Annotated in this window: 21 protein-coding genes and 2 pseudogenes; 10 read left to right on the forward strand and 13 right to left on the reverse strand. The window is 62.9% G+C overall.

Annotation, left to right across the window (positions count from 1 at the left end; all coding sequences use genetic code 11):
* Positions 1-133: 133 nt before the first annotated feature.
* The 5 genes from Q3C01_RS05940 to Q3C01_RS05960 all read right to left on the reverse strand — a co-directional run bounded on the left by Q3C01_RS05940 (position 134) and on the right by Q3C01_RS05960 (position 5,028).
* Positions 134-982, reverse strand: a complete 849-nt coding sequence (locus Q3C01_RS05940) for an ABC transporter ATP-binding protein (RefSeq protein ID WP_458144402.1) — start codon at positions 980-982, stop codon at positions 134-136.
* Positions 982-1,971, reverse strand: coding sequence for an ABC transporter substrate-binding protein (locus Q3C01_RS05945; RefSeq protein ID WP_458144403.1), 990 nt, complete (start codon positions 1,969-1,971; stop codon positions 982-984). Before Q3C01_RS05945 ends, Q3C01_RS05940 begins: the two co-directional genes overlap by 1 nt.
* Positions 1,972-2,028: 57 nt before the next feature.
* Positions 2,029-2,838 (reverse strand): ABC transporter permease, encoded by an 810-nt coding sequence (locus Q3C01_RS05950; RefSeq protein ID WP_458144404.1) that lies wholly within the window; start codon positions 2,836-2,838, stop codon positions 2,029-2,031.
* Between the two features lie 565 nt (positions 2,839-3,403).
* Positions 3,404-4,063 carry a TetR/AcrR family transcriptional regulator gene (locus Q3C01_RS05955; RefSeq protein WP_458144405.1) on the reverse strand — a complete coding sequence of 220 codons (660 nt, stop codon included), beginning with the start codon at positions 4,061-4,063 and terminating at the stop codon, positions 3,404-3,406.
* A 116-nt stretch (positions 4,064-4,179) separates the two neighbouring features.
* Positions 4,180-5,028: a VOC family protein gene (locus Q3C01_RS05960; RefSeq protein WP_458144406.1), complete on the reverse strand. Its 849-nt coding sequence runs from the start codon at positions 5,026-5,028 to the stop codon at positions 4,180-4,182.
* 210 nt (positions 5,029-5,238) lie between these two features.
* On the opposite strand from Q3C01_RS05960, the gene Q3C01_RS05965 reads away from it, so the two are divergent.
* Both Q3C01_RS05965 and rbsK read left to right on the forward strand, forming a co-directional pair.
* Entirely contained in the window at positions 5,239-6,132 is an 894-nt protein-coding gene (locus Q3C01_RS05965) for a sugar kinase (RefSeq protein ID WP_458144407.1), read from the forward strand.
* A gap of 90 nt (positions 6,133-6,222) precedes the next feature.
* Positions 6,223-7,140: a ribokinase gene (rbsK, locus tag Q3C01_RS05970; protein ID WP_458144408.1), complete on the forward strand. Its 918-nt coding sequence runs from the start codon at positions 6,223-6,225 to the stop codon at positions 7,138-7,140.
* Here the strand turns inward: rbsK and Q3C01_RS05975 are convergent, their stop codons facing one another.
* Positions 7,141-8,361, reverse strand: a complete 1,221-nt coding sequence (locus Q3C01_RS05975; RefSeq protein WP_458144409.1) for an NAD(P)/FAD-dependent oxidoreductase — start codon at positions 8,359-8,361, stop codon at positions 7,141-7,143.
* Between the two features lie 236 nt (positions 8,362-8,597).
* On the opposite strand from Q3C01_RS05975, the gene Q3C01_RS05980 reads away from it, so the two are divergent.
* Both Q3C01_RS05980 and Q3C01_RS05985 read left to right on the forward strand, forming a co-directional pair.
* The gene (locus Q3C01_RS05980; RefSeq protein ID WP_458144410.1) at positions 8,598-9,395 is read left to right on the forward strand and encodes an enoyl-CoA hydratase/isomerase family protein; all 798 of its coding nucleotides are present in this window, start codon (positions 8,598-8,600) and stop codon (positions 9,393-9,395) included.
* Positions 9,392-9,973 carry a histidine phosphatase family protein gene (locus Q3C01_RS05985; RefSeq protein WP_458144411.1) on the forward strand — a complete coding sequence of 194 codons (582 nt, stop codon included), beginning with the start codon at positions 9,392-9,394 and terminating at the stop codon, positions 9,971-9,973. The genes Q3C01_RS05980 and Q3C01_RS05985 overlap by 4 nt, the downstream gene beginning before the upstream one ends.
* Here Q3C01_RS05985 and Q3C01_RS05990 read toward each other — a convergent pair.
* The 4 genes from Q3C01_RS05990 to Q3C01_RS06005 all read right to left on the reverse strand — a co-directional run bounded on the left by Q3C01_RS05990 (position 9,967) and on the right by Q3C01_RS06005 (position 14,784).
* Positions 9,967-11,307: a TRAP transporter large permease gene (locus Q3C01_RS05990; RefSeq protein ID WP_458144412.1), complete on the reverse strand. Its 1,341-nt coding sequence runs from the start codon at positions 11,305-11,307 to the stop codon at positions 9,967-9,969. The two genes, Q3C01_RS05985 and Q3C01_RS05990, sit on opposite strands and share 7 nt — an antisense overlap.
* Positions 11,304-11,879: a TRAP transporter small permease gene (locus Q3C01_RS05995; RefSeq protein ID WP_458144413.1), complete on the reverse strand. Its 576-nt coding sequence runs from the start codon at positions 11,877-11,879 to the stop codon at positions 11,304-11,306. Before Q3C01_RS05995 ends, Q3C01_RS05990 begins: the two co-directional genes overlap by 4 nt.
* Positions 11,880-12,009: 130 nt before the next feature.
* Positions 12,010-13,005 carry a TRAP transporter substrate-binding protein gene (locus Q3C01_RS06000; protein WP_458144414.1) on the reverse strand — a complete coding sequence of 332 codons (996 nt, stop codon included), beginning with the start codon at positions 13,003-13,005 and terminating at the stop codon, positions 12,010-12,012.
* Positions 13,006-13,065: 60 nt separating this feature from the next.
* Positions 13,066-14,784 (reverse strand): IlvD/Edd family dehydratase, encoded by a 1,719-nt coding sequence (locus tag Q3C01_RS06005; RefSeq protein ID WP_458144415.1) that lies wholly within the window; start codon positions 14,782-14,784, stop codon positions 13,066-13,068.
* A 183-nt stretch (positions 14,785-14,967) separates the two neighbouring features.
* Here Q3C01_RS06005 and Q3C01_RS06010 point away from each other — a divergent pair, with 183 nt between their 5' ends.
* Together Q3C01_RS06010 and Q3C01_RS06015 are read left to right on the forward strand one after the other, a co-directional pair.
* Complete coding sequence (locus Q3C01_RS06010; RefSeq protein WP_458144416.1) at positions 14,968-15,669, forward strand: GntR family transcriptional regulator; 702 nt, start codon at positions 14,968-14,970, stop codon at positions 15,667-15,669.
* 200 nt (positions 15,670-15,869) lie between these two features.
* Positions 15,870-17,141, forward strand: coding sequence for an MFS transporter (locus Q3C01_RS06015; RefSeq protein ID WP_458144417.1), 1,272 nt, complete (start codon positions 15,870-15,872; stop codon positions 17,139-17,141).
* A gap of 116 nt (positions 17,142-17,257) precedes the next feature.
* Here Q3C01_RS06015 and Q3C01_RS06020 read toward each other — a convergent pair whose 3' ends face one another.
* A complete protein-coding gene (locus Q3C01_RS06020; RefSeq protein WP_458144418.1) occupies positions 17,258-18,082 on the reverse strand; it encodes an NAD-dependent epimerase/dehydratase family protein in 825 nt (274 codons plus the stop codon).
* A 91-nt stretch (positions 18,083-18,173) separates the two neighbouring features.
* Here Q3C01_RS06020 and Q3C01_RS06025 point away from each other — a divergent pair, with 91 nt between their 5' ends.
* The 3 genes from Q3C01_RS06025 (at position 18,174) to Q3C01_RS06035 (ending at position 21,364) form a co-directional block, all read left to right on the forward strand.
* Positions 18,174-19,154: an SMP-30/gluconolactonase/LRE family protein gene (locus tag Q3C01_RS06025; protein WP_458144419.1), complete on the forward strand. Its 981-nt coding sequence runs from the start codon at positions 18,174-18,176 to the stop codon at positions 19,152-19,154.
* Between the two features lie 518 nt (positions 19,155-19,672).
* Entirely contained in the window at positions 19,673-20,791 is a 1,119-nt protein-coding gene (locus Q3C01_RS06030; protein WP_458144420.1) for a DUF937 domain-containing protein, read from the forward strand.
* Positions 20,792-20,926: 135 nt separating this feature from the next.
* Positions 20,927-21,364 (forward strand): hypothetical protein, encoded by a 438-nt coding sequence (locus Q3C01_RS06035; protein ID WP_458144421.1) that lies wholly within the window; start codon positions 20,927-20,929, stop codon positions 21,362-21,364.
* A gap of 90 nt (positions 21,365-21,454) precedes the next feature.
* Here Q3C01_RS06035 and Q3C01_RS06040 read toward each other — a convergent pair.
* Positions 21,455-21,895 (reverse strand): annotated as a pseudogene (locus Q3C01_RS06040) (aldehyde dehydrogenase family protein); the annotation flags it as partial.
* Positions 21,879-23,807 (reverse strand): annotated as a pseudogene (locus Q3C01_RS06045) (transketolase); the annotation flags it as partial. The pseudogenes Q3C01_RS06045 and Q3C01_RS06040, both read right to left, overlap by 17 nt.
* A 132-nt stretch (positions 23,808-23,939) precedes the next feature.
* On the opposite strand from Q3C01_RS06045, the gene Q3C01_RS06050 reads away from it, so the two are divergent.
* Positions 23,940-24,401, forward strand: coding sequence for an Lrp/AsnC family transcriptional regulator (locus Q3C01_RS06050; protein WP_458144422.1), 462 nt, complete (start codon positions 23,940-23,942; stop codon positions 24,399-24,401).
* The last annotated feature ends 88 nt before the right edge of the window (positions 24,402-24,489 follow it).

Below are 24,489 nucleotides of genomic sequence, written 5' to 3' on the forward strand. Positions count from 1 at the left end.
GTAGCGCCGGGTGAGGGTTCTTTCCTCTTGGGGATTGTCCCATCGTGGAGACACCCTCTCCCCAACCCTCCCCCGCAGGCGGGGGAAGGAGCGCACCGTCTTCTTGGTAGCGGCCGAAACCAATCGCATTGCCTTAATCCAGTGCCCCCTGCGTGAAGAAATGCTTGCGGATCCGCTGCACGAGCTCAGTGAAGATCGGATCTGCCATGACGTCGAGTGAGCGCGGGCGCGGCAGCGGCACCTCGTAGATCGCCGCGATGGCGCCGGGCCGCTCGGTCATGACCAGGACGCGATCGGCGAGGAACACGGCCTCCGGAATCGAATGCGTAATCAGCAGCACCGTCTTGCCGGTTTCGCGCTGGATCCGCATCAGCTCGACATTCATGCGCTCGCGCGTCAGCGCATCGAGCGCGCCGAACGGCTCGTCCATCAGCATGATCTTGGGATCGTGCACCAGCGCGCGGCAGATCGAGGCGCGCTGCTGCATGCCGCCTGAGAGCTGCCAGGGCAGCTTCTTCTCGAAGCCTTCGAGGCCGACCAGCTTCAAGAGCTGCTTGGCGCGGACGAGATACTGGTCCCGTGGCATCCGCTGCATGTCGATCGGCAGCATCACGTTGGAGAGGATGTTGCGCCAAGGGAGGAGCAGCGCGTTCTGGAAGACGATACCGACATTGCCGTGCGGCCTCGTTACCGTCTCGCCGTCGACCAGTATCTCGCCGCTCGACGGCGGCAAGAGCCCGGAGATCATCTTGAGCAGCGTGGACTTGCCGCAGCCGGACGGGCCGACCACGACGAAGAATTCGCCCTCATTGATATGGAAATCGAGCGGTTTGAGCGACGGCACGTCGCCGTCGCGCGATTTGTAGGTTTTGGACACGCCGGACAGCGTAATGCCCGACGTGTCGCTGTCGGCCCGGTCGCTCACCAGCCTGAGATGGGCGGCCGGCTGCACGGCGTTGCTTGGTCTGGCCGCCGATTTCATCAGTCGCCCTTCGGCAGGTAATCGTTGGTGTAGAACGCCTTCGGGTTCGCCTTGGCCTTGGCGTCGAGACCGCCATATTCGACCATCAGGTTGACCGTATCGGTCATGTTCTGGTCGGTGACCTCGAACGGGCGCTTGTTCTTCGTCTCCGGCGTGCGGTAGAGCGGAATGGTCAGCTCGAAGCCCTGCGTCAGCGTATCGATCTTGCCGCCCTTCGGATTGGCGTCGAGGATCGACTGTGCGGCCGCCTTCGGGTCCTTCTCGGCTGCTTCCACTGCCTTGGTCGTTGCCGACATGAAGCGGCGGACGAGATCGGCATTGGCCTTCACGTAGTCCGCGTTGGCGATGATGCCCGAGGAGACCATGTTGATGCCGTAGTCGGCAAACTTGATCGGATAGACATCCTTGCCGGTCGCATCCTTGATCTTCATCGACTGGTCCATGACGTAGCCGAGAAGGAGATCGGCCTGGCCGTTGATGACGGCGTTGAGCTTGGTCTGGCCGTCACCGGCAACGGTCTGGAAGTCGCTCTCCTTCAGGCCCGTCTTCTTCAGGAACAGCGGCCAGATCTGCGTCATCGAGTCCGCGGGCGTGATCGCCACCGTCTTGCCCTTGATGTCCTCAGGCTTCCTGATGTTCTTGTCGACGAAACCCATTGCCGACATCGGGCTGGTCTGGAGCAGCACGCCGGCTGCGATCACGGGCGCGCCCTTGATCGCGGCACGCATCATGGTGGGGACGTCGACATAGCCAAAGTCGGCGGTCTTGGCCGCAACGGCCTGTGTCGTTGCAGCCGAGCCGCGGCCTTCCTGGATCTCGAGGTCGATGCCTTCGGCGGCATAGATGCCTTTGGCCTTACCGTAATAGAACGGCGCGTGCTCGCCATAGACGTACCAGTTGAGCATCAGCACGACCTTGTCAGCGGCCTGCGCCGGCGCGACGCCGAGCACCATCAGCGCCACCGAGACAGCTCCTATCAACCGCTTCATCGCTACTCCTCCCATTTCCTTTTTTTTGGCTTCGGCCGTTGCTGGCCGTTGGTTGGCTCATGAGGCGAAAATGACGTCCTCGCGCTGGCTGACATGCCAGGGAATGACGAGGCGCTCGATCCGGTCGACGATCCAGAACAGCACCACGCCGAGCAGCGCCAGGATCACCAGCGCCGCGAACATCGTCGGCAGGTCGAACGTTCCGATTGAGCGCTGCATGACGTAGCCGATGCCGGAATTGGAACCGACGAACTCGCCGACCACCGCGCCGACCACCGCGAGCGTCACCGAGACTTTCAGGCCGGAGAAGATTGCCGGCAGCGCATGCGGCAGGTTCACCGCGCGGAACACCTGGAAGCGGCTGCCCTGCATGGCGCGGGCGAGATCGACCATATCGGGATCGACCGACTTGAAGCCTTGCACGGCAGAAACCACCACGGGGAAGAAGCCGAGCAGGAAAGCGGAAATCACTTTTGGAATGATGCCGAAGCCGAACCAGACCACGAACAGCGGCGCGATCGCGATCTTCGGCACGGACTGCGAGAACACCAAGAGCGGATAGACGTAGCTCTCCACCGTCCTCGAGCCCGCGATCAGCATCGCCACCGGGATGCCGAACAGCGCGGACAGGAGGAAACCGCAAACCGTCGCATAGGTCGTCGGCCAGCACTGCCGCAACAGTTCCGGCCAGTCGGTGCGCAGCACTGCGACGACGTCGGCCGGCGCCGGAATCTGGTAGGCGGGAATCTTGAACAGCCGGATCGCGAGATCCCAGGCAACGACAATGAAGACCAGGAACAGGAACGGCCGCACCCAGGCCGCGTTCAGCAACTTCGAAAGCGCGCTTTGCGGTTTGGCCTCCGCCACATCTCACTCCCGGTCTTCTTTTTCGTTCTTGGGAGAAATTAACTCGTTGGATAAATACTGTCCAGCGCTTTCCTCTGCGGCGTTTTGTGGCTGTTCCCGCTTCTTTGTTCAGATCGCGGAACAGTCGCGCCGCACTTTCAGTTGTCATTCCCCGCGAAAGCGGGGAATCCAGTACGCTGTATCCTCGCACTGCCTCTGGAATACTGGATCGCCCGCATTCGCATTCGCGGGCGATAACGGCTGGGGTTATGGAAGCGGTACCCAGGATGGGTCGAACGGTACGTCGGTGATGGCCTCGCGCCGCTGATTTGCCCGCCATGTCAAAAGCTTCGCGAAATGCGCGAGGCATTGGGCCGGCGGCTGCCGGCTACTTTGCATGGGGTTGTTTTCGAGGTTTTGGTTTGCCGTCGCGTCGGGTGCTGCGAGGGAAACGGAGCGGCTGGCTCTCGTAGCCCGGATGAAGCGAAGCGAAATCCGGGGTTGGCGCCCGCTGATGTCCCGGATTACGCTACGCTCCATCCGGGCTACGGAAGATGTTTTTTTGTCGGCCGCGAAACAGCGCCAGCTAGACCGGTTGATGCTGCCGGATGCGCGGCTTCGCCGCCTTGACCATGTCGAACAATTCCGCCGAGCGCCCAGTCAGCGCCGCCAGCACGAGACCGACCATATGCGCAAGCCGCTCCTCCTTGGCGTCTTTCGCCAGCAGGTCGCGGCCGAAGATCACGCTCAGCGTCGCGCTGTTGGAGAGATAGAAGAAGGTGAGCGCCGCAATCGAAATGTAGAGCTGCACCGGATCGACCGCGACCTGGAAGTCACCGCTCTCGACGCCGCGGCGGACCACGGTACGGATCATCTCGACGAAGGGCGAATGCATCGACTTGACCTTGGTCGAGCGCTTCAGATGTTTTGCGCGCGCAAGGTTCTCGGTCTGGAGCAGCGACAGGAACTCGGGATTTTGGAGAAAGTAATTCCAGGTGAACTCGATCAGCCGCTTGATGGCCTCGGGCGGATCCAGATGCTCGAGATCGAGCCCCCGCTCCTCGTTGCGTATCTTCTCATAAGCGCCCTCGAGCACGGCGAGATAAAGTTCGTCCTTCTTGCCGACGTGGTAGTACAGCATGCGCTTGTTGGCGCCGGCTTTGGCCGCGATGCGGTCGACGCGGGCACCCGCAAGGCCATGGGCCGAAAACTCCTGCTTGGCGGCTTCAAGGATGCGAAGCCGCATCCCTTCCGGGTCGCGCTGCCATTTGAGAGTTCGTTTTGCCTTCGCCAAACCGGTTGCCCGCCAATGCTTGTCCCGATTGCATTATCATGCGCGAGAAGGTTTGAGAATGCGAGCGATCACGCTGCCGGCTTCGGTGCTCGCTCGAGGAGGATCGTCTGGATGCCGCAGGTGCCTGAGCGCACCGTCATCACCCGCGTGCCCGGCTTTCGGCCGTTGCGCACCTCGCTGACGTCGACGCCCGCGGCGATCAGGCGGGCGCGGGTCGCTTCGATGTCGGCGACGCGCCAGCTCAGGCCCCAGAGCCGGTCGTGGGTCAGGTCGCCGCCCGCGACCGGCCGGCGCACCACCTCGACGATGAGATCGCCGCAGCGGAAGAACATCAGCTGGCCCCAGTCGTGATGCGAGCGGTCGAGCGCCAGGTCGAGTCCGAGCCGGGCGCCATAGAGCGCCGCGGCACGCTCGGAATCCTCGGTCGCGACCACGACGTGGTCGAGCCCTTCGATCGGGCCGACGTCGGTCACACCAGAGATCGGGCGCTGCTCGGCGAGCTCGAGAAAGAACATGCGCACGCCGCGCGTGAGTTCGGTGGGTGTGCGGGTGCGCTTCCAGTGCAGCACCGCGCCGCTCCCGTGGTCGCGGCTCTCGACCTCCGCGACCGCCTCCGGCTTCAGCGCCACCCGGTCGAGCCGCCGGTACATCTTGCCAATGTCTGCGACGCGGAAGCACAGGCTTGCGAGCATGCCCTCACGGTCATCCAGCAACGCGCGTATCCGATCGGCGGTGACGCCGAAACCGCTCGGCGCCATCAATTCCAGCGTCATGTTGTCGAGGGTGAACAGCACGCGGTCGGTGCCGTCTGCGGAGTTCTGCCAGGCCGGTGCCCGTGCCAGCAGGGTCTGATAGGCAGCCCTGGCGGCGGCGATATCGCTGACCAGGGCGACCACGTGATCGAGGCCGGTGATCATGTTCCCCCCTATTTGATCGACCCGGAACACGGGTCGAAATTCGGCATTTGTCCGGGCTTGGCATTGCCCGGTGATGGTCGTATTCCGGGCCTATGCTCACCTCAAGCGCTGAGGGCGGTGCCTTTGCGAATAAATTCCGCGTTCCATCCGCGGAAGCGGTGCTAATGTAATGCCGCCGGCCGGGACCACCCAGCGCATCACGGACAACCAATGCAGGCTCTCTTTATCGGACAGACCTATATCGACGTCACCTTCATTACCGACCACATGCCGACCGGCGACGAGAAGCACGTGGCGGACGCCTACGCGGTCTCTTTCGGCGGCAATGCGGTGACGGCAGCTTTCTGCTGCGCCAAGCTGGGAATCGTGCCCGACCTGATCGCGACCGTCGCGAACGACTGGCTTGGCCGCATGTTCCAGGACATGTGCGCCAAATACGCGATCTCGCTGCACAACCGGAAGGTCAACCAGTCCTCGCTGTCCTTCATCATGCCCAAGGACGGCAAGCGGGCGATCGTTCGCTGTCGCGACGATCACCACATCCATCCCTTCCCGATCCTCAATCTCGGCAGCTGCCGAGCGCTGCATATCGATGGCCACCAACCGGATGCTGCGATCCACTACGCCAAGGTGTGCCGTGAGGCCGGCATTTTGACCTCGCTCGACGGCGGCGGCCTGCGCACCAACACGCATGAGCTCCTGGAATTCATCGATGTTGCGATCGTCGCGGAGCGACTGTGCGAGCAGATGGATCTGACGCCGGACAAGATGCTCGATTATCTCAAGAGTCGCGGCTGCAAGATCGGCGGCGTCACCATGGGTGAGAAAGGCCTGCTCTGGTACAACGAGACCGGAGCGGTCGACATCATGCCCGCGATGCCGATCCCGCGCGAGCGCGTGATCGACACCAACGGCGCCGGCGACGTGTTCCACGGCGCCTACATCTATTCCTACCTCGCCCACCCCGGCAAAACCTGGCGCGAGCATTTCGACTTCGCCCGCGCCGCCTCGACCCACAAGATCCAGCGCCTCGGCAATGAGGCCGGACTGCCGACCCTTGTCGACATCGCCAAAGTCAGGCAGGAATTCGAGGTCAGGGTCTAGTTTTTTTGTTCAGCATGATCTTTTCGGAAAGCCGCTGCACAGTTCGCTAATGCGGCCCTGCGAGTCCGGATCATGCTCTAGGGGGTTCAGATGGGGCGCGTTTTCGTCGCCGGCAGCATCAACATGGATGTGGTGGCGACCGCCGATCGCCATCCGAGGGTCGGCGAGACCGTCGCCGGCAAAGAGGTGCTTTACTTCCCCGGAGGCAAGGGTGCCAACCAGGCGGTCGCAGCCTCAAGGCTCGGCGCGCGGACCACACTGATCGGCCGGCTCGGCAAGGACTCCTTCGGCACGGAGCTGAAGGCGTTCCTCGAAGGTCAAGGCATCGATCTCGGCTATGTCCAGGAGACGGCGGGGGCCCATACCGGCACCGCCATCATCACCGTCGCTGAGGCCGACAATACCATCGTCGTCATTCCCGGTACCAACGCACTGGTCAGCGCCGAGGACGTCGGTGTCGCGCCGCTGGTGAAGGGCGATGTCGCGGTCAGCCAGTTCGAGATTCCGCTACCCACGATTGCCGCCTTTTTCCGGCGCGCCCGTGCGGCGCAGGCGAGGACGATGCTCAACCCGGCACCGGCACAGAAATTCGGCCGCGACCTGCTCGAGCTGGTCGACGTCCTCGTGCTGAACGAGACCGAGCTTGGCCTGCTCGCCGACGTGGCGTTGTCCGATAGCGATGACGTCGCGCGGATCCTAGATGCGGCGCGGCGGCTTCAAGTGAGCTCGGATCAGACCATCTGCATCACGCTCGGCAAGCGTGGTGTCGTCGCGCTCGCCGGCAGCGAAGAGCTGATCGTACGGGGCCGCGCAGTGAAGGCGGTCGACACAACCGGCGCCGGCGATTGCTTCGTCGGCGCGCTTGCCGCGCTGCTTGCAGGCGGCGCAGTCCTGCGCGACGCGCTTGCCTTTGCCAATGCCGCCGCCTCGATCTCCGTGCAGCGCATGGGCGCCGGCCCCTCGATGCCGACGGCGGAAGAAGTTTCCGCCGTCCTCAACGGACCCTGATCAAGCCAGCGCGCTCTTCAGATCGAACCTTTCGTCCACGGCCTTCTCGGGCGCGAGCGAGCGGTCCATGCCGAGCAGGCGGCGGCCGAACATGTGATCGCCGGCGCGGTTGATGGATTCGATGCCGAGCAGCTTGTCGCCCTTGTAGCAGAAAGCCGAGAACACTTTCTTCGTGGGATCGCCACGCAGCACGACGCGGTCGTACCCCGTGGTCAGCCCCGCAATCTGCAGCTTGTCATCGCCCTGGTCGCTCCAGAACCAGGGCTGGCCATCATAGACCTTCCTGTCGCCTGTCAGCCGCGCCGCCACGCAACGCGCGTGGTCGGTCGCGTTCTGCACCGACTCCAGCCGCAGCGAGCCGCCGAAGCGTGGGCTGGCGAACAACGCACAATCGCCGACCGCCGAGATGTTCGGATCGGCCGTCAGGAGATATTCGTCGACGATAATGCCGGAAGCGACCGGCAGCCCCGCCTCCGCCGCAAGCTCGATATTCGGCAGCACGCCGACGCCGACCACGACGAGGTCCGCCGGCAGATGACGGCCGTCGCTCAAGGAGACGCCGGTGACCTTGCCGCCGTCGGCTTCGATGCTGGTCGCCTGCACGCCGAGATGAATGCGGATGCCGGCTTCGCGATGGCGCTCCTGGAAATACTCCGAGACCTCCGCCGTCACCGCGCGCGCCATCACGCGCGGCGCGAGCTCGAGCACGTCGACCTCGAGGCCCTTGATCCGGGCGGTCGACGCGAATTCGAGTCCAATGAAGCCCGCGCCGATCACCACGACCCGTGTCTTCGACGGGATGATCTTTCGCAGCGCCCCGCTCTCATCGAGGATGCGCAGGTATTTGACGTCGGGCAGGTTGGCGTTGGGCAGATCGAGCAGCCGGTTGCGCGCGCCCGTCGCCAGCACGAGGTGGCCGTAATCGAGCGTGTCGCCGGAGGCGAGATGAACCTTGCGCCCGGCGCGGTCGATCGAGGTCGCGCGGCCTGCAATCAACTCGATCTTCTGATCCTGGTAAAACTTCTCCGGCCGGAACATCAGGCTTTCAGGGCCGGCCGAGCCCTTGATATAGGCCTTTGACAGAGGCGGCCGCTGATAGGGTAGATGTGCCTCGTCATTGATCAGGCAGACGCGACCGGCAAAGCCGGACTGACGCAGCGACGCGGCGACCTGGTAGCCACCATGGCCCGCGCCGACGATAATCACCGAACCGACCGTCATCGGAACAGCCCAACTTTCTGGACACGAGCGTTACCCATGTCGTCTCCTCTCTCTCACTGATTTTGGCTTGCTGGCCTTGTCGGTCGAGGAGCCGGCGCTCGTGTCCGTCCCTAAACGATGGCACCGCCATTTGACCCTATCGTTCCCGGTAACGCAAGTGCGACTGGCGGCAGGGATTGTCTCCCCTCGCCTTCTGCGATTTAGTTGCGGCAAATACCTCTTGCCGAGGATTTGCCATGTCCGCATCCACCGCCTCTCGTCCCGACGAAGCCGCCCTGCTGCGCATCGACGGCCGCGTCGCCACCATCACGCTCAACCGCCCCGCCGCATTCAACTCAATCAATCTCGCGATCGCGCAGAGGCTCGAGGAGCTCGCTGCCGAGATCGATGCCTCCGACGCGATCAGGGTCGTCGTCATCGAGGGCGAAGGCCGCGCCTTTTGCGCCGGCGGCGATCTGCAGACCATCGGCGCTGCGGCCGAAGCCAACACGGTGACGCCGGTCGTGGGGGAGCTCCTCAAGCATTATCACGCCTTCATCGAGACCCTCAGGCGCATGCCAAAACTGTCGCTCTCGAGCGTCCACGGCTCGGCCGCCGGCGCCGGCATGGGGCTCGCCTTCGTCACCGACCTCTGCATCGCCGCGGAAGATGCCAAGTTCACGCCGGCCTATGCCAAGATCGGCGTGTCGCCAGACGGCGGCAGCACGGTCGGGATCGTCGGAACCGTCGGGACAAGGCGCGCCCTGCAGATTTTCCTCGCAGAGGACAGCTTTACCGCGCAGCAGGCACAAGAATGGGGACTCGTCGCCAAGGTCGTTCCCGCGGCCGAGCTCAAGGCCGCCACACGGCAGCTTGCAGAGCGCCTCGCGCAAAATCCGCCAGCAGCGATCGCGGGAACAAAGTCGCTGGTCTATCAGGCCGCGACGACGCCGGTGAGGCAGCAGCTCGATGCGGAGGAGCACAAGATCATCATGGCCATGCATACGGAGGATTTCCGCGTGGCCGTGAAGAAATTCACGAGCAAGTCGAAATGAACGTGCTCACGCCACCACGCTCGTTCTACGGCCTCCGTCATGGCGCGACCGACTGGAACCGCGAGGGTCGTTTCCAGGGACGGACCGACAATCCGCTGAACACGGATGGCATCACACAGGCTCATGCAGCGGCAGAAGTGCTGCGTGGCGCCGGCATCGGCCGCATCGTCACAAGCCCTTTGGTGCGTGCTGCGAAAACGGCCGAGATCATCGCGGCCGCGATCTCGGCGCCGCTGACGATCGACGACGGCATCATCGAGTGCGATTTCGGCAGCTTCGAGGGACTCTCCGTCCGCGCGGCCATGGAGAAGCACGGTGTCAGATCGGCAGAAGGCCTCATCTCCATTCTGCCGGCCGATGGCGAAGCCTGGGACGTCGTCACCGAACGGTCGCTGGCTTGCGTGTCGGCGTGGCTGAAGCGGGACCCCGACGAGCATATCCTGTTCGTCTGCCATGATGCGGTGATGCAGGCGCTCGCGCGATCGCTGTGCGGCAGCTTTTTTCAGAACCGCCACGGCACGCCGTTTCGCTACGTGCCCTCACAGGAGGGATGGCGCGTCGAGGAACTTCGCTACTGAGGGCAGATATACCCCGTGCCCGCCGGAGATTTGAAGCAACCGACCGACTCGGGAAGCACGTGTCGCGGCAGCCACAGCACAACGCTCGGAAAGTAGATTGCAAAGGCAATCGTGGCGAAGAACACGACGTAGATCGACAATGCGGCGCGCAGCGCCTTGGCAAAGCTGATGCCGACGAATTTCGATGCCATCAGCAGCACGAGGCCATAGGGCGGTGTGATCAGGCCGAAGGCGAGCGTTGCGATCAGCACCACGCCCATATGCACGCCGTTGATGTCGCCCGCCTCCGTCAGAGCGTTGACCAGCGGCATGAAGATGATGATGGTCGGCACCGGCTCGATGAAGTCGCCGACCACGGTGAACAGCAGCACCATCAAGAGCATGATCAGGTGCGGATCGTTGCCGGCGATGGAGGTGATCCATTCCGCGATATAGTTCGCGCCCCGCAAATAAGCGAGCATCCAGCCGAACGCGTTCGCCGCGCCGATCGTGATCAGCGGCAGCGAGAAGATCAGCCCGGCGAGGCAGAAGTCGTACGGAATCTTCTTGAAGTGGCCCCGGTTCAATGCGGGGATCACGACCAGGATGATCCAGGCCACGGCGACGACGCCGGCTTCCGTCGGCGTGAACCAGCCGGTCAAGATGCCGCCGAGCAGGATCACCGGGATCATCAGCGGCAAGGCCGCATCGCCTGCGGCGAACACCACTTGCCGCAGCGGCGCGCGCGGCTTGCGCAGGCCCGAGGGGCCGAAGAAATAGCAGTAGATCATCAGGCCGAGTCCGATCATCAGGCCGGGCACCACGCCCGCCATGAACAGGCCGGCGATCGAGACGTTGCCGACGGCGCCATAGACCACCGCCGTGATGCTCGGCGGCACCAGCGCCGCAATCGTCGAGGCCGACGCAATGATCGCAGCGATGAATGCCGGCTCGTAGCCTTCGCGCTTCATGGGGCCGCCCAGCGCGCGGCTCATCACGGCGACGTCGGCCGTTGTCGAGCCTGACATTTCCGAAAAGAACATACTGAAGACGACGACGACCTGGGACAGACCACCCCTGATATGTCCGACCAGCGATACCGACAAATTCGCGATTCTTACCACCACGTTCGCCGAGCTCATGAGCTCGCCAACCAGCAGGAAGAACGGGATCGCCAGCAGCGCCTCGGAATCGACGCCGTCAAAGATCTTCTGGATGATGGCGGCGAGCGAGACGTCGGACAGGATCGCGCCGATGAAGACGCCGGCCATCAGCGAGAACGGCACGGGCACGCCGAGATAGCCGAAGAACAGGAAGCAGAACGACATCAACGCCAGAACGACGGGTGCGCTCACGGCTGCACCCTCGTCTCGCCAGTCGCGGGAGGCGCCGCATCTTCGTCTAGCGGCTCGGGATGATCAAACCCGTTGCGCAGGCCGTTGACGAGTTGCTCGATGGTGAACAGGCCGATCAGGACGCCTGACACCGGGATGATGGCATACAGGGAGGCGATCGGTGTGCCCGACGGCAGGCGAAAACTGCCGAAGCCGCGGAGAAAGTTGAGATAGCCGTACCAGATCAGGCAGGCGGCGACGCCGAGCACGACGATGCGAATGACGACCTCGACGATCAGCCGCGGCGTGCCGTGCATCGCCTCGGAGATCGCCGTGAGATAGAGATGATCGTTGCGCCGCGTCGCGGCTGCCGTGCCGATGAATATCGCGTAGATGAACAGCGTCGAGGTGACCTCCTGGAGCCACAGCCAGGGATGACCGATGGTGCGGGTGACGATGTCAGCGGTCACCGACAGCGAGAAGCCGAAGCACAGCACGCCGCAAAGCATCATCAGCGCAAGCTCGAGCCAGTCGAGGCTGCGCCACTTCAGGTGACGCTGGCGCTCCAGGACGAGCTTGTCGGCGATGGCCATGTTTGATGCACTCCCGGCTCCGGCTTTTCCGTCATGGCCGGGCTTGTCCCGGCCATCCACGCCCTTGGCGCTGGCTCGAACGAAGAACGTGAATGCCCGGGACAAGCCCGGGCATGACGACGTCTGGCGCCTAGTTAATCGACCGGATCAGGTTCTTTATCTTCTCGGCGTGCGGGCCGAGATCCTTGGCGAGCTTGTCGAGATAGGGATCAGCAATCGTGATGAAGCCGGACTTGTCAACGTCGGTCACAATCTTGACGCCGATCGACTTCAGCTTGACTTGCGATTGATGCTCAAGCTCGATCGCCTTGGCCGGCTGGGTCTTGTTGACCTCGTCGGCGGCGGCCTGGACCCAACCCTGCTGCTCGGGAGTGAGGCTGTTCCAAAGCTTGTCGCTGACCCAGACCAAACTGTTGTTGGCCTCATGCTCGGTCATCGACAGAACCGGCGCCACCTCGTAGTGCTTGTTGGCGAGATAGACGTTGACGCCGTTCTCGGCGACATCGACTACGCCGGTTTGCAGGGAGGTGTAGACGCTGCCGAACGGCATATGCACGATCTGCGCGCCATAGGCCGGAAACATGGTGTCCTCGGTCGGCGTCGCCTGCACCCGCACCTTCAGGCCCTTCATGTCGTCGACCTTTTTGATCTCCCGCTTGGAATACATGTTGCGCAAACCAAGAGTTGCGAGCGCGATGACGTGGGCGCCCTGAACCGTATCCGAAATCATCGCCTTGACGGCTGCTGCGACAGCGGGATCCGCCATTGCCTTGATGAGATGGTCTTCCGAGCGGAACAAGTAGTGCATCGACATCACGCCGGCCTGCGGCGAGAGCGTCGCGGCGTTCGCGGATGAGGAGATACAGAATTCGACGTCGCCTGCCTTGACAAGTTGCAAGACTTGCGGCTCTTGCCCGAGTTGCGCACCGGGATACTGCTCGATGAGCATCGTCCCCTTGCTCAGCGCCTTCAGCTTCTCGCTGAAGATGTCACCGAGGATTCCATACCCCGTGGTCTTGGGCTGATCATAGGCGAAGCGATAATGCTTCACCTCTTGTGCCGATGCGCTAGTTGCGAACAGGATCGCGGCCGTTGCCGCCAGCCCAAGCATGGATCGTGCAATCATCGTCTCCCCCTGTTTTATCGTTCGCCGCTTTTGCGGCTGAAGAGTTTTGCGGGTGGTCGCTCACCCCTTCTCGGTCTTTGGTCCAGTCCTCTGCATGAAATCGAAGTCGCAGCCCTCGTCGGCCTGCAAAATGGTTTCGTTGAACAACCAGGCATAGCCGCGCCTGGCGTCGCCGGACGTCGCCGGAAGCTTAAAGGCGATGCGGCGGCGCGCCAACTCCGCGTCATCAACCAGAAGCTCGATGCTGCGCTTGGCAACGTCCAGCCGGATCATGTCGCCGTTCTTCACCAGCGCCAACGGACCGCCGACGGCGGATTCCGGCGTGATGTGGAGCACGATTGTGCCGAAGGCCGTACCGCTCATGCGCGCGTCCGAGATGCGCACCATGTCCTTGGTACCACCACGCGCCAGCTTCTTCGGGATCGGCAAGTAACCGGCCTCGGGCATGCCGGGCGCTCCCTTCGGCCCGGCATTGCGCAGCACCAGCACGTCATCGGCGGTCACGTCGAGATCGGGATCGTCGACCCGCAGGGTCATGTCCTCGACCGATTCGAACACCACGGCACGCCCGGTGTGCTGCAACAGCTTGGGGCTCGCAGCGGATTGCTTGATGACCGCGCCACGCGGCGCGAGATTGCCGTGCAGGACGGCAAGCCCGCCCTCGGGCTTGATCGGATTGTCGCGCGGGCGGATGGCATCTTGTCCGGGCACGTCTTCCGCATTGGCAACGATATCGCGGAGCGTTTGTCCGGATATCGTCTTGGCGTCGAGATCGATGAGATCGCCGAGCTGCGCCAGGAGTTGCGGCACGCCGCCCGCGTGGTGGAAATGCTCCATATAATGCTCGCCGGAGGGTTTTAGGTCGACCAGCACCGGCACCTCGCGGCCGAGCTTGTCGAAGGCATCGAGATCGAGCCGGTGCGGCGAGCGGTGCGCCATCGCGGTGAGATGAATCAGGCCGTTGGTCGAGCCGCCGATCGCTTGCAGCACGACCTGCGCATTCCTGAACGAGGCCGGCGTCAGCAGTTCGCTCGGCTTCGGCCCCTTGGTCTTGGCCATCCCGGCGGCGACCTTGCCGCTCGCTTCAGCCAGACGGAAGCGCTCGGCGTGCGGCGCCGGGATCGTCGCGCTCATCGGCAGCGAAAGGCCAAGCGCCTCGATCATGCAGGCCATGGTCGAGGCCGTGCCCATCACCATGCAGGTGCCGACCGATGGCGCGAGCCGGCCGTTGACCGCCTCGATCTCGACGTCATCGATATCGCCCGCGCGATATTTCGCCCACAGCCGCCGGCAGTCCGTGCAGGCGCCCAGCACCTCACCCTTGTGATGGCCGACGACCATCGGACCCACGGGGATGACCACGGTCGGCAGGTCAGCGCTGATCGCGGCCATCACCTGCGCGGGCAGCGTCTTGTCGCAGCCGCCAATCACGATCACTGCGTCCATCGGCTGGGCGCGGATCATCTCCTCGGTATCCATCGCCATAAGATTGCGCAGGTACATCGAGGTCGGATGCGCAAAGCTCTCGGCGATCGAGATGGTCGGGAACACGAATGGCATCGCGCCCGACAGCATCACGCCGCGCTTCGCCGCCTCGATGATCTGCGGCACATTGCCATGACAGGGATTGTAATCGCTGTAGGTGTTGGTGATGCCGACGATCGGGCGCTCGAGTGCGTCGTCCGAATAGCCCATGGCCTTGATGAAGGCCTTGCGCAGGAACAGCGAGAAGCCGGCATCGCCATAGCTCGTCAGCCCTTTGCGCAAGCCACTCGTCATGATGCCACTCCGTTCGCCTCGCCATTGTCGTACAGGCTAGCTCCTGATTGTCAATAACAGAGGCCGCCATTAGACCTTTTTCCAACCCCAGCACCGCCCGGCGCGGCAAATTATTGACAATCCACTCCCTCCCTGCTCCACAGGAGCGACCGAACCAGGGGCCCGGCCCAGGAGGCCAAGGGGATGACGGAGATTTTGAGTGCAAGCCCGGCGGCGCTTCGGCGCGAGGACCCGGACGACGTGGTCGCGCGGCTGGAGGAGGACATCATTTTCGGCCGCTTCGCGCCGGCCGCGCGCCTGACCGAGGATGCGCTGATGTCGCGCTACGGCACCTCGCGGCATTTCGTTCGCCAGGCGCTCGTGGAGGCCGAGCGGCGCGGCATCGTGCGGCGCGAGAAGAACATCGGCGCCACCGTTCGCTTCTATTCGGCCGACGAGGTCCGGCAGATCTATGAAGTGCGGGAGATGCTGACGCGGCAGGCCGCGCTGATGATCCCCCTGCCCGCGCCGCAAAGCCTGATCGACGAGTTGGCCGAGTTGCAGCGGCGCTATTGCGCTAAGGCGGACATGCAGGACCTGCGCGGCATCCACGAAGCCAACGATGCCTTCCACGTCGCGCTGTTCGCGGCCTGCGGCAATCCCTACCTCGTGCGCTCGCTCCAGGACTACATGAACCTGACCTTGCCGATGCGCGCAAAGAATCTCGCCGACCGCGACGGGCTGGCGCTGTCACGGCGCCAGCACGAATTGATGATCGAGCTGTTGAAGGGCCGCGACAGCTGGGCCCTGGCCCAGCTCTGCGTCGATCACATGCAGTTCAGCAAGTCGGATTATCTCGCCCGCATCGCGGACGAGGAAGCTGAACGCGAAGCTGCGCACTCTTAAATAAGCTGGATATCAGTGCCCGGCATGCATGGAACGTGGGATAGAACCTACCGCAGCTTGCCCCGACGACACCGCTCCGAGACAGGCTTCAAAACTGTTTGTCAAGCCATCGAAATTACGCAGAGCCAGAAATAGATAGGGACGGGCGTCCGGCGGCACATCGCACATGCTGATCCTTTTCCCTCCCGAATGAAAATGTCATGACCGAACAAACCCTGACAGAGCCGATCGATGAGCGGCGAGAGGTGTCCCTCGGCTTTTCGCGCTACCAGTCAATTCTCGTCGCGCTGCTGGCGCTTGTCCAATTCACCATCATCATCGATTTCATGATCATGTCGCCACTCGGCGCCATCATCATGCCGGCGCTCGATATTTCGGCCGCGCAGTTCGGGGTGGCCGTCTCCGCCTACGCATTCAGCGCGGGAATTTCCGGCATCCTGGCGGCCGGCTTTGCCGATCAGTTCGATCGCAAGCGGCTGCTGTTGTTTTTTTATCTCGGGTTTACCCTAGGGACCGCGCTTTGCGCGATCGCTCCCAACTATCATGTGCTGCTGCTTGGGCGGATCGTTACCGGGTTGTTCGGCGGCGTGATCGGCTCCGTTGTGCTCGCCATCGTGACCGATCTCTTTGCACTGCAATTGCGGGGCCGCGTCATGGGCTTCGTGCAAACCGCCTTCGCTGCAAGCCAGGTGCTGGGCATTCCAGCCGGTCTTTTTCTCTCCAACCACTGGAGCTGGCACGTCGCGTTCGGCGCATTGGTCGGCGTGTCGATCGCCGGGATGGCCGCCGTGCTGTTATTGATGAAACCGGTGAACGCCCATCTCTTGCTGAAGCAGGATAAAAACCCGTTCCAGCATCTGATCGCAACGGTCGCGCAGCCTCGCTATTGGATGGCATTCGCGGTAACGACGCTGCTCGCGACCGGCGGCTATATGCTGATGCCGTTCGGGAGCGCCTACACCGTACACAATCTCGGCATCGATATCGTTCATTTGCCGACGATCTATCTCGTCTCCGGTCTGTTTAGCATCTTGATCGGACCGCTGGTCGGACGCGCGAGCGATGCTTTTGGCAAGTTTCCCACCTTTGCCTTCGGCAGCGCCATGTCCATCGTCATGGTGCTCATCTACACGCATCTCGGCCAGGTGAGTTTGACGGTCGCGATCCTGGTCAACGTCCTGATGTTCGTTGGAATCTTTTCACGCATGATCCCGTCGCAAGCGTTGATTTCCGCGATCCCCGAGCCGGCACAACGCGGCTCCTTCAGCGCGATCGGCGCCTCCCTGCAACAGCTCTCCGGCGGTCTCGGCTCCGTGCTCGCCGCCGCACTCATCGCACAAGATGCCGATGGTTCGCTCCGGCATTTCGACCGGCTAGGATACGTCGTTGTTACAACGGCGGTGATTTCCCTGATCGTGATGTATCTTGTGCAGAGGCCAATCGCGGCCCGGGTTGGCAAACACGTTGTTTAAGGCGTCGGTTCCGACGCCCGGACGCGCTACGGCGATCTGCCCCTGCCCGCGCCCGAGGGCGAGAGCGGACAGGGCGTGTCGTCGCGCGGGCTGATCGATTTTTGCGAAATGCACGCCTAGCGCTTGGTCCAATCGATGATGCGGCTCTTGTCGGCATCGAACTCGAGGCTGCAGAACGCGCCGCCCTGATAGTAGTCGCCGACTGGATCGGGCTTCAGCTTGGCCTGCTCGGCCATGGCGTGCTGCCAAAAGTCTTCTGCGCGGCCGGTGGGACGGTAGCCGAAGTCGTAGGCGCGATGGTTATCCCACCAGGCGCGCTCGTTGAGCGAGGCGCCGTAGAAGATCTCGAAATGGATGTCGGGATGCTCGAGGCCAATGCGGCAGAGCTGCACGAGATCCTCGGGCTTCAGCCAGATCGCGAGCCGGCGCTGGTCGAGCGGCTTCTCGCCGAAATTGCCGATGCGGAGGCAGGTGACCTTCAGGCCATGCTTGTCGGCATAGAGCGCGCCGACCGCCTCGCCGAACACCTTGCTGACGCCGTATCGGCCGTCGGGACGCGGGGTGACGTCGGCGCCGATCTTGTGGTGGCGCGGATAGAAGCCGACGGCGTGGTTCGAGGACGCGAAGACCACGCGCTTGACGTTCTTCTTGCGCGCCGCCTCGAACAGATTGTAGCCGCCGATGATATTGGCCTGGAGGATGTCGTCCCAGGAACCCTCGACCGAGTAGCCGCCGAAATGCAGAATGCCGTCGACGCCCTCGCAGATCGCTTCGCATTGCGCGAGATCAGACAGGTCCGCCGCCTTGAATTTCTCGTCGGCGCCGAGATCGGCAGGCGGCTTGATGTCGGAGAGCAGGAGATCCGGATAGATCGGCGGCAGCAATTTGCGCATCGCGCTGCCGATTCCGCCCGAAGCTCCCGTCATCAAAATACGCGGCATTTCTTCCCTCGTTGGTAGCGACCAGTTTGCGGTCGTGGGGCTCTAATGATAGCAGACTTGGCCTGAGGGGACGCAACAACGAGAACTGCACATGTCCGATGCATCGTCACATTCCCAAGAATCCTCGAAAGGATGGCGGCCGGCGACCTATTACCCCGATCCGGCGATAAGTGCACTAGACCCAAGGTTTGAGAAATACTGGCTGAAGCTCTCGGCTGTGGAACGCCTCACCACCGGCCTGCGCTGGGCCGAGGGCCCGGTGTGGTTCGGCGACGGGCGATACCTCCTGTGCAGCGACATCCCCAACCAGCGCATCATCAAATGGGAAGAGGAAACCGGCACGGTTTCCATTTTCCGAAAACCCTCCAACTTCGCCAACGGCAACACCAGGGATCGCCAGGGCCGGCTGATCACCTGCGAGCATGGCGGCCGCCGGGTGGTGCGCACCGAGTATGACGGTGCAGTCACGGTGCTGATGGATTCTTTCGGCGGCAAGCGGCTGAACTCGCCGAACGACGTCGTCGTGAAGTCCGACGGCTCGATCTGGTTCACCGATCCCGTGTTCGGGCTGCTCGGCAACTACGAGGGCTACAAGGCGGAGTCGGAGATCGACCCGAACGTCTACCGGCTTGATCCGGCGTCCGGCAAGGCGACCATCGTGGCCGAGGGCGTGCTCGGCCCGAACGGGCTGTGCTTCTCGCCGGATGAGAAAATCTTGTACGTCGTGGAGTCGCGCGGCGTGCCGAACCGAAAGATCCTCGCCTATGACGTCTCTCCCGACGGCACCACGATCTCCAACAAGCGTGTCTTCATCGATGCCGGGCCAGGCACCCCGGACGGCATGCGCTGCGACATTGACGGCAATCTCTGGTGCGGCTGGGGCATGGGCGATCCCGAACTCGACGGCGTCGTCGTGTTCGCGCCCGACGGTGTCATGATCGGCCGCATCGCGCTGCCCGAGCGCTGCGCCAATCTCTGCTTCGGCGGGCTGAAGCGCAACCGCCTGTTCATGGCGGCGAGCCAGTCGATCTACGCGTTGTACGTGAACACGCAGGGCGCGCTGGGGGGATAGCGAAAGCGCCTGCCCTACATCGCCGCGCAAAGGAGTGGGCCAACGATTGAAGTCATTCCAAATCGGCGGCGCCTGGCCCGACCAGATCAATGGCGCCAGTTCCACCAGACTGCCAATCGGAAATAGGCAACCAATCAGAATCGCGATGGCAACGCCCGCAACAGATGGAACGATGATCGCACCGAACCCGCTCGCCCGGAAAATGAAGCCAAGCTGACCTTTCGTGTTGAACGGAACTTCCTTCGCAATTCAGCGTTAGATGGTGCTTTGTCAGAATTCAACTGGGGTGCGGTTCCCATGTTCTAAGTGGGGCGGCAGTTGGAGGATTTCGCCGGACATTCCGTCGATAGGGAGGAACCCGCCGGCTAATTTCCAACACCAAACCATCAGCTCGAAGTTTCCCAAGAAATTTCCCAAGACAAGGCGTTACGAGATCGTGCGACGGCCGTCGTCCCACCCGCAGATCAGGAGCTACCCCAACAAAGCAACATTGCAACAATCAATGCGGAGAGAACGCCATGGCCGCCAATCTCACGTCCGTTGTGATGCAATTCCTGACTCCTGAAGTTCTGTCGCAAATCGCTTCATTCCTTGGAATCGATCGAACCACAGCCGAGAAGGCAACAGCCGGAGCTGTCCCGTCACTGCTAGCCGGGCTGGCAGACCTTGTCGGAACTCCTGCTGGAAGCAATCAATTATCGAAGCTGCTGTCTCAACAGCAAGCCGGCTCTCTTGCAGATATTTTGCGCAGCGCGGGTCCTGAGCGACTGGCTGAAACCGGCGCGGGCATGCTGTCCGGATTGTTCGGCGCCGGAACCATGGGGACCATGGCCCAGGCCGTTGGAAAGTTTGCCGGCGTGGGCGATGGCGGCGGAACGTCGCTGCTCAGCATCCTCGGCCCGATCGTGCTGGGCGCGCTGGGGCAGCACCAGCGCGAAACTGGTCTCGATGCAAACGGTTTGGCATCGCTGCTGCGCTCGCAGAAGGGGCAGATTTCCGCGGCCATCCCGGCAGGCCTTGCCAGCCAGCTCAGCGCTGCGGGTCTCATCGACCAGGCAGGGGCCGGGGTACGCAGCGGGATGACCGCCGCCTCCGCCGCGGGAAGTAGAGTCGCGAGCGCAACCGAACGGGCGAGTTCCGCTTACGCAACAGCCACCAATACCACTCAATGGCCCTATTGGCTCGCCGCCCTGGTCGTCCTGGGTGGTCTTGCATGGTACGCATTCGACCGTCCTGGCCAGCAGACGGTCGCTGAGCAGACCGCTCCCGCGCGGCCTGCCACCACCGTGGGCATGGCACCTCCGAACTTGACTGTCGACGGTGTGAACTTGGCCAGCCAGGTCAACACGACGATCGACTCCCTGAAGTCGGCGCTTCCGAGCATCACCGATGCCACCGGGGCGCAGGCGGCTCTGCCAAAAATCAACGCGGCAATATCGCAGCTCGACGACGTCGGCACACGCGCGGCGAAGCTCACGCCCGAAGGACGAACTGCGCTCGCCAAACTAATCGCCGCTGCGATGCCGGCCATCAACCAGATGTGCGACAAGGTCATGGCGGCTCCCGGCGTCGGGCCGATCGCGAAACCGGCGATCGACGATCTCAGGGCAAAGCTCGATTCGCTGGCCCGAGTTTGAAATTTCCGAGCGCGGCGACCCTGACTGTCGCCGCGCTCATCGGTTTTCGCACGGCGGATCGTGTCAGGGAGTGGACCTATGGCTGACAAAACAAGTTTTACGAAGGACGAATGGGCCTTGCTCTTGAGAAGTCCAATGAATGCAGGAATCGCCATCACAGCGGCTGAACCGAGCGGCTTGTGGGGCCTGCTCAAGGAGTCGTTTGCGAGTGGTGCAGCGCTGAGCCAGGCGGCCACAGACCCCAGCGCCAACGCGTTGGTCAAGGCGGTGGTTGCCGATTTCATGACCGGCGACGGCAGAAGCGTGGCTCGCGATGGATTGAAAGCCGAACTCGCGAACAGCAAGCCGGCGGAGGTTAAAACCAAAGCCATCGACTCGCTGCGGCAAGTCTCGGCCATCCTCGCAGCCAAGGCGCCCGGTGACGCCGTGGCGTTCAAGGATTGGCTCCGCCAGATCAGCCAGAAAACGGCCGAGGCTGCATCTGAGGGTGGAAGCCTGTTTGGCGGCGGCGTCCTGGTCAGCGACGCCGAGAAGGCAACGCTTGGCGAAATCTCGGCCGCGCTCGGCGCCTGATCAGGGCCAACACCGAAGGTTGCCCGCCTGCTGATGCGAAACGCCGGAGCGGTCATCCCGCTCCGACGCTGCAACTGTGGTGTGAAGTGCCTACGCCGCGTTGAAGCCGGCGACCGCCTTCACCTCGAGAAAATCCTCGAGACCGTACTTGCCCCACTCGCGGCCATTGCCGGACTGCTTGTAGCCGCCGAACGGCGCGGAGCGATCGTTGGGCACGCCCTGGAGGTTGACGTTGCCGGCGCGGATCTGGCGCGCGACCTTCTTCGCGTTCTCGACCGTGTCGGCCGAGACATAGCCCGCAAGACCATAGGGCGTGTCGTTGGCGATCTGCACCGCATCGGCTTCGTCCTTGGCGCCGATGATGGTCAGCACCGGTCCAAAAATCTCCTCCTTCGCGATCGTCATATCGCTGGTGACGTCGGCGAAGATGGTCGGGCGAACGTAGAAGCCTTTGTTGACGCCCTCGGGCAGGCCGGGGCCGCCGGCGACGAGCGTTGCGCCCTCGTCGATGCCCTTCGGCATTGGGGCCCGGCTTGCGCAGCCAATAGGCGCCGTCGGTGATGCCCTGCGCGAGGTCACCCGTCATGATCCGCTGCGCCTGCTCGATGGTGCGCGTCGACAGGCGCAAGTAGACCGAGCCCCCCTCGCCCGCCTCGCGCTGCATGTGGTCAAAACCCCAGCCCATGATCACGGCGAGCTCATCGACGAAGGCTGGCTCGAATGAGGCGAGCCCGTCCTGCGCCATGCCAATCAGCGGCGTTGCGATCGACTGGTGCGCACCGCCTTCGGGCGCGAGCGTGATGCCGGAAGGCGTCGCCGCCACCATGAAGCGCGCATCCTGATAGCAGGCGTAGTTCAGCGCATCGAGGCCGCGCTCGATGAAGGGATCGTAGAGCGTGCCGACCGGCAGCAGCCGCTCGCCATTGATCTGGTGCGAGAGCCCCAGGGCCGACATCATGATGAACAGGTTCATCTCGGCGATGCCGAGCTCGAGATGCTGCCCCTTGGGGGAAGCGTCCCAGTTGAAAGTCGATGGAATTTTCTCGCTGCGGAATAAATCCGCCTTCTCGGCGCGCGCAAACAGGCCGCGCCGGTTCACCCAGGGACCAAGATTAGTCGAGACGGTAACGTCGGGCGACGTCGTGACGATGCGCTTTGCAAGCTCACTGTCGCTGCGCGCGATCTCGTTCAGTACCAGCCCAAAACCCTGCTGGGTCGACATCTGCGCCGACGGCTTGAAGGTGAGTTGAGGGGGTACCTCGACGACGGGTGCGGTCAGCCGGCGGCCGTCCAGGTTGAAGGGCACGCGCGCGAGGAAGGATTCGAGCCCGGCAGCATCCTGCGCCATGCCTTCGAACCTGTCCCACTCATGTCCGGGGCGGATGTTCTGGGTGCTGCGAAACTTCTCCATCTGCGCGACCGTCATCAGGCCGGCATGGTTGTCCTTGTGGCCCTGGAACGGCAGGCCGACGCCCTTGATGGTATAGGCAATGAAGCAGACCGGGCGATCGTGATCGATCGCTTCAAACGCCTCCAGCATGCTCGCCATGTCGTGGCCACCAAGGTTCGACATCAGCGCCAGCAATTCGTCATCGCTACGGCGGTCGATCAGTTTCGTAATCGGCCCCTGATCGCCGATCTCGTCATGCAGGTGCTTGCGGAATGCCGCGCCGCCCTGGAAGCACAGCGCCGCATAGAGCGCGTTCGGGCAGTTGTCGATCCACGCTTTGAGCGCTTCACCACCGGGCTCGGCAAAAGCCTCGCGCATCAGCCGGCCGTATTTCACGATGACCACGTCCCAGCCGAAATTGCGGAACATGGTCTCGAACTTTTCCCAGAGCCCCTCGCGCACGACGGCGTCGAGCGACTGCCTGTTGTAATCGACCACCCACCAGGTGTTGCGCAGGCCGTGCTTCCATCCCTCGGCCAGCGCCTCGAAGATGTTGCCCTCGTCCATCTCGGCGTCGCCAACGAGCGCGATCATCCGCCCCTCGCGCCGGTCCTTCATCCAGCCATGCGCCTTGACGTAGTCTTGCACCAGTGACGAGAACAGCGTTTGCGCGACGCCGAGGCCGACCGAGCCGGTCGAGAAATCGACGTCGTCGATGTCCTTGGTGCGCGAGGGATAGGACTGCGCGCCCTTGAAGCCGCGGAAATTCTCCAGCTTCTCGCGGGTCTGCCGGCCGAACAGATACTGGATCGCATGGAACACCGGGCTCGCATGCGGCTTCACCGCGACGCGATCCTCCGGCCGCAGCACGTGGAAATACAGCGCCGACATGATGGTCGCGAGCGAGGCCGACGAGGCCTGGTGGCCGCCGACCTTCAGACCATCCGCGTTGGTGCGGATGTGGTTGGCGTGATGGATGGTCCAGGACGACAGCCACAACACCTTGGCAGCGAGCGCGGACAACGTGTCGAGGCGGGCGGAATCGACGGGCATGGCGATGCTCCGGAAGATAATCGCCCATGATACGCCTGCGGGCGCAGGCAAAATTCTCAATTTTTCGCGCCATACCTGCAAAAATTGGGATATTTTACCAACAGATAGCCATCCCATACAGGTTTCATCCCAATGCCCGAGCTCGATGCCATTGACCGAAAGATTCTCTCCTTGCTCCAGACCGACAGCCGGCTGACCATGCAGGAACTCGCCGACAAGGTCGGGCTGTCGGTCTCGCCCTGCCATCGCCGGGTCAAGCTCCTGGAGGAGCGCGGTGTCATCACGCGCTATATCGCGACCGTCGACCAGAAAGCGCTGGGGCTGCACGTCAGCGTCTTCATCTCGATCAAGCTGGCACGGCAGAAGGAAGAGGACCTCAACCGCTTTGCGCGCGCGATCTCGAAATGGGAGGAGGTTTTGGAGTGCTATCTGATGACTGGTAATCGCGACTATCTCTTGCGCGTCGTCGCCGCCGATCTCTCATCCTACGAGGCCTTCCTGAAGAACAAGCTCACCCGCCTCGACGGCATCGCTTCGATCGAATCGAGCTTCGCGCTCAGTCAGGTAAAATATTCGATCGCGCTGCCCGTGTGACGGCAGGCTCGCTGACCCAATCCGCCCGGAGGCAAACTCCCGTGCACGCCTCCAGTGTCACATTGGCGCAACAAAGCCCGCCGATGGT

This window comes from Bradyrhizobium sp. UFLA05-109, assembly GCF_054185165.1.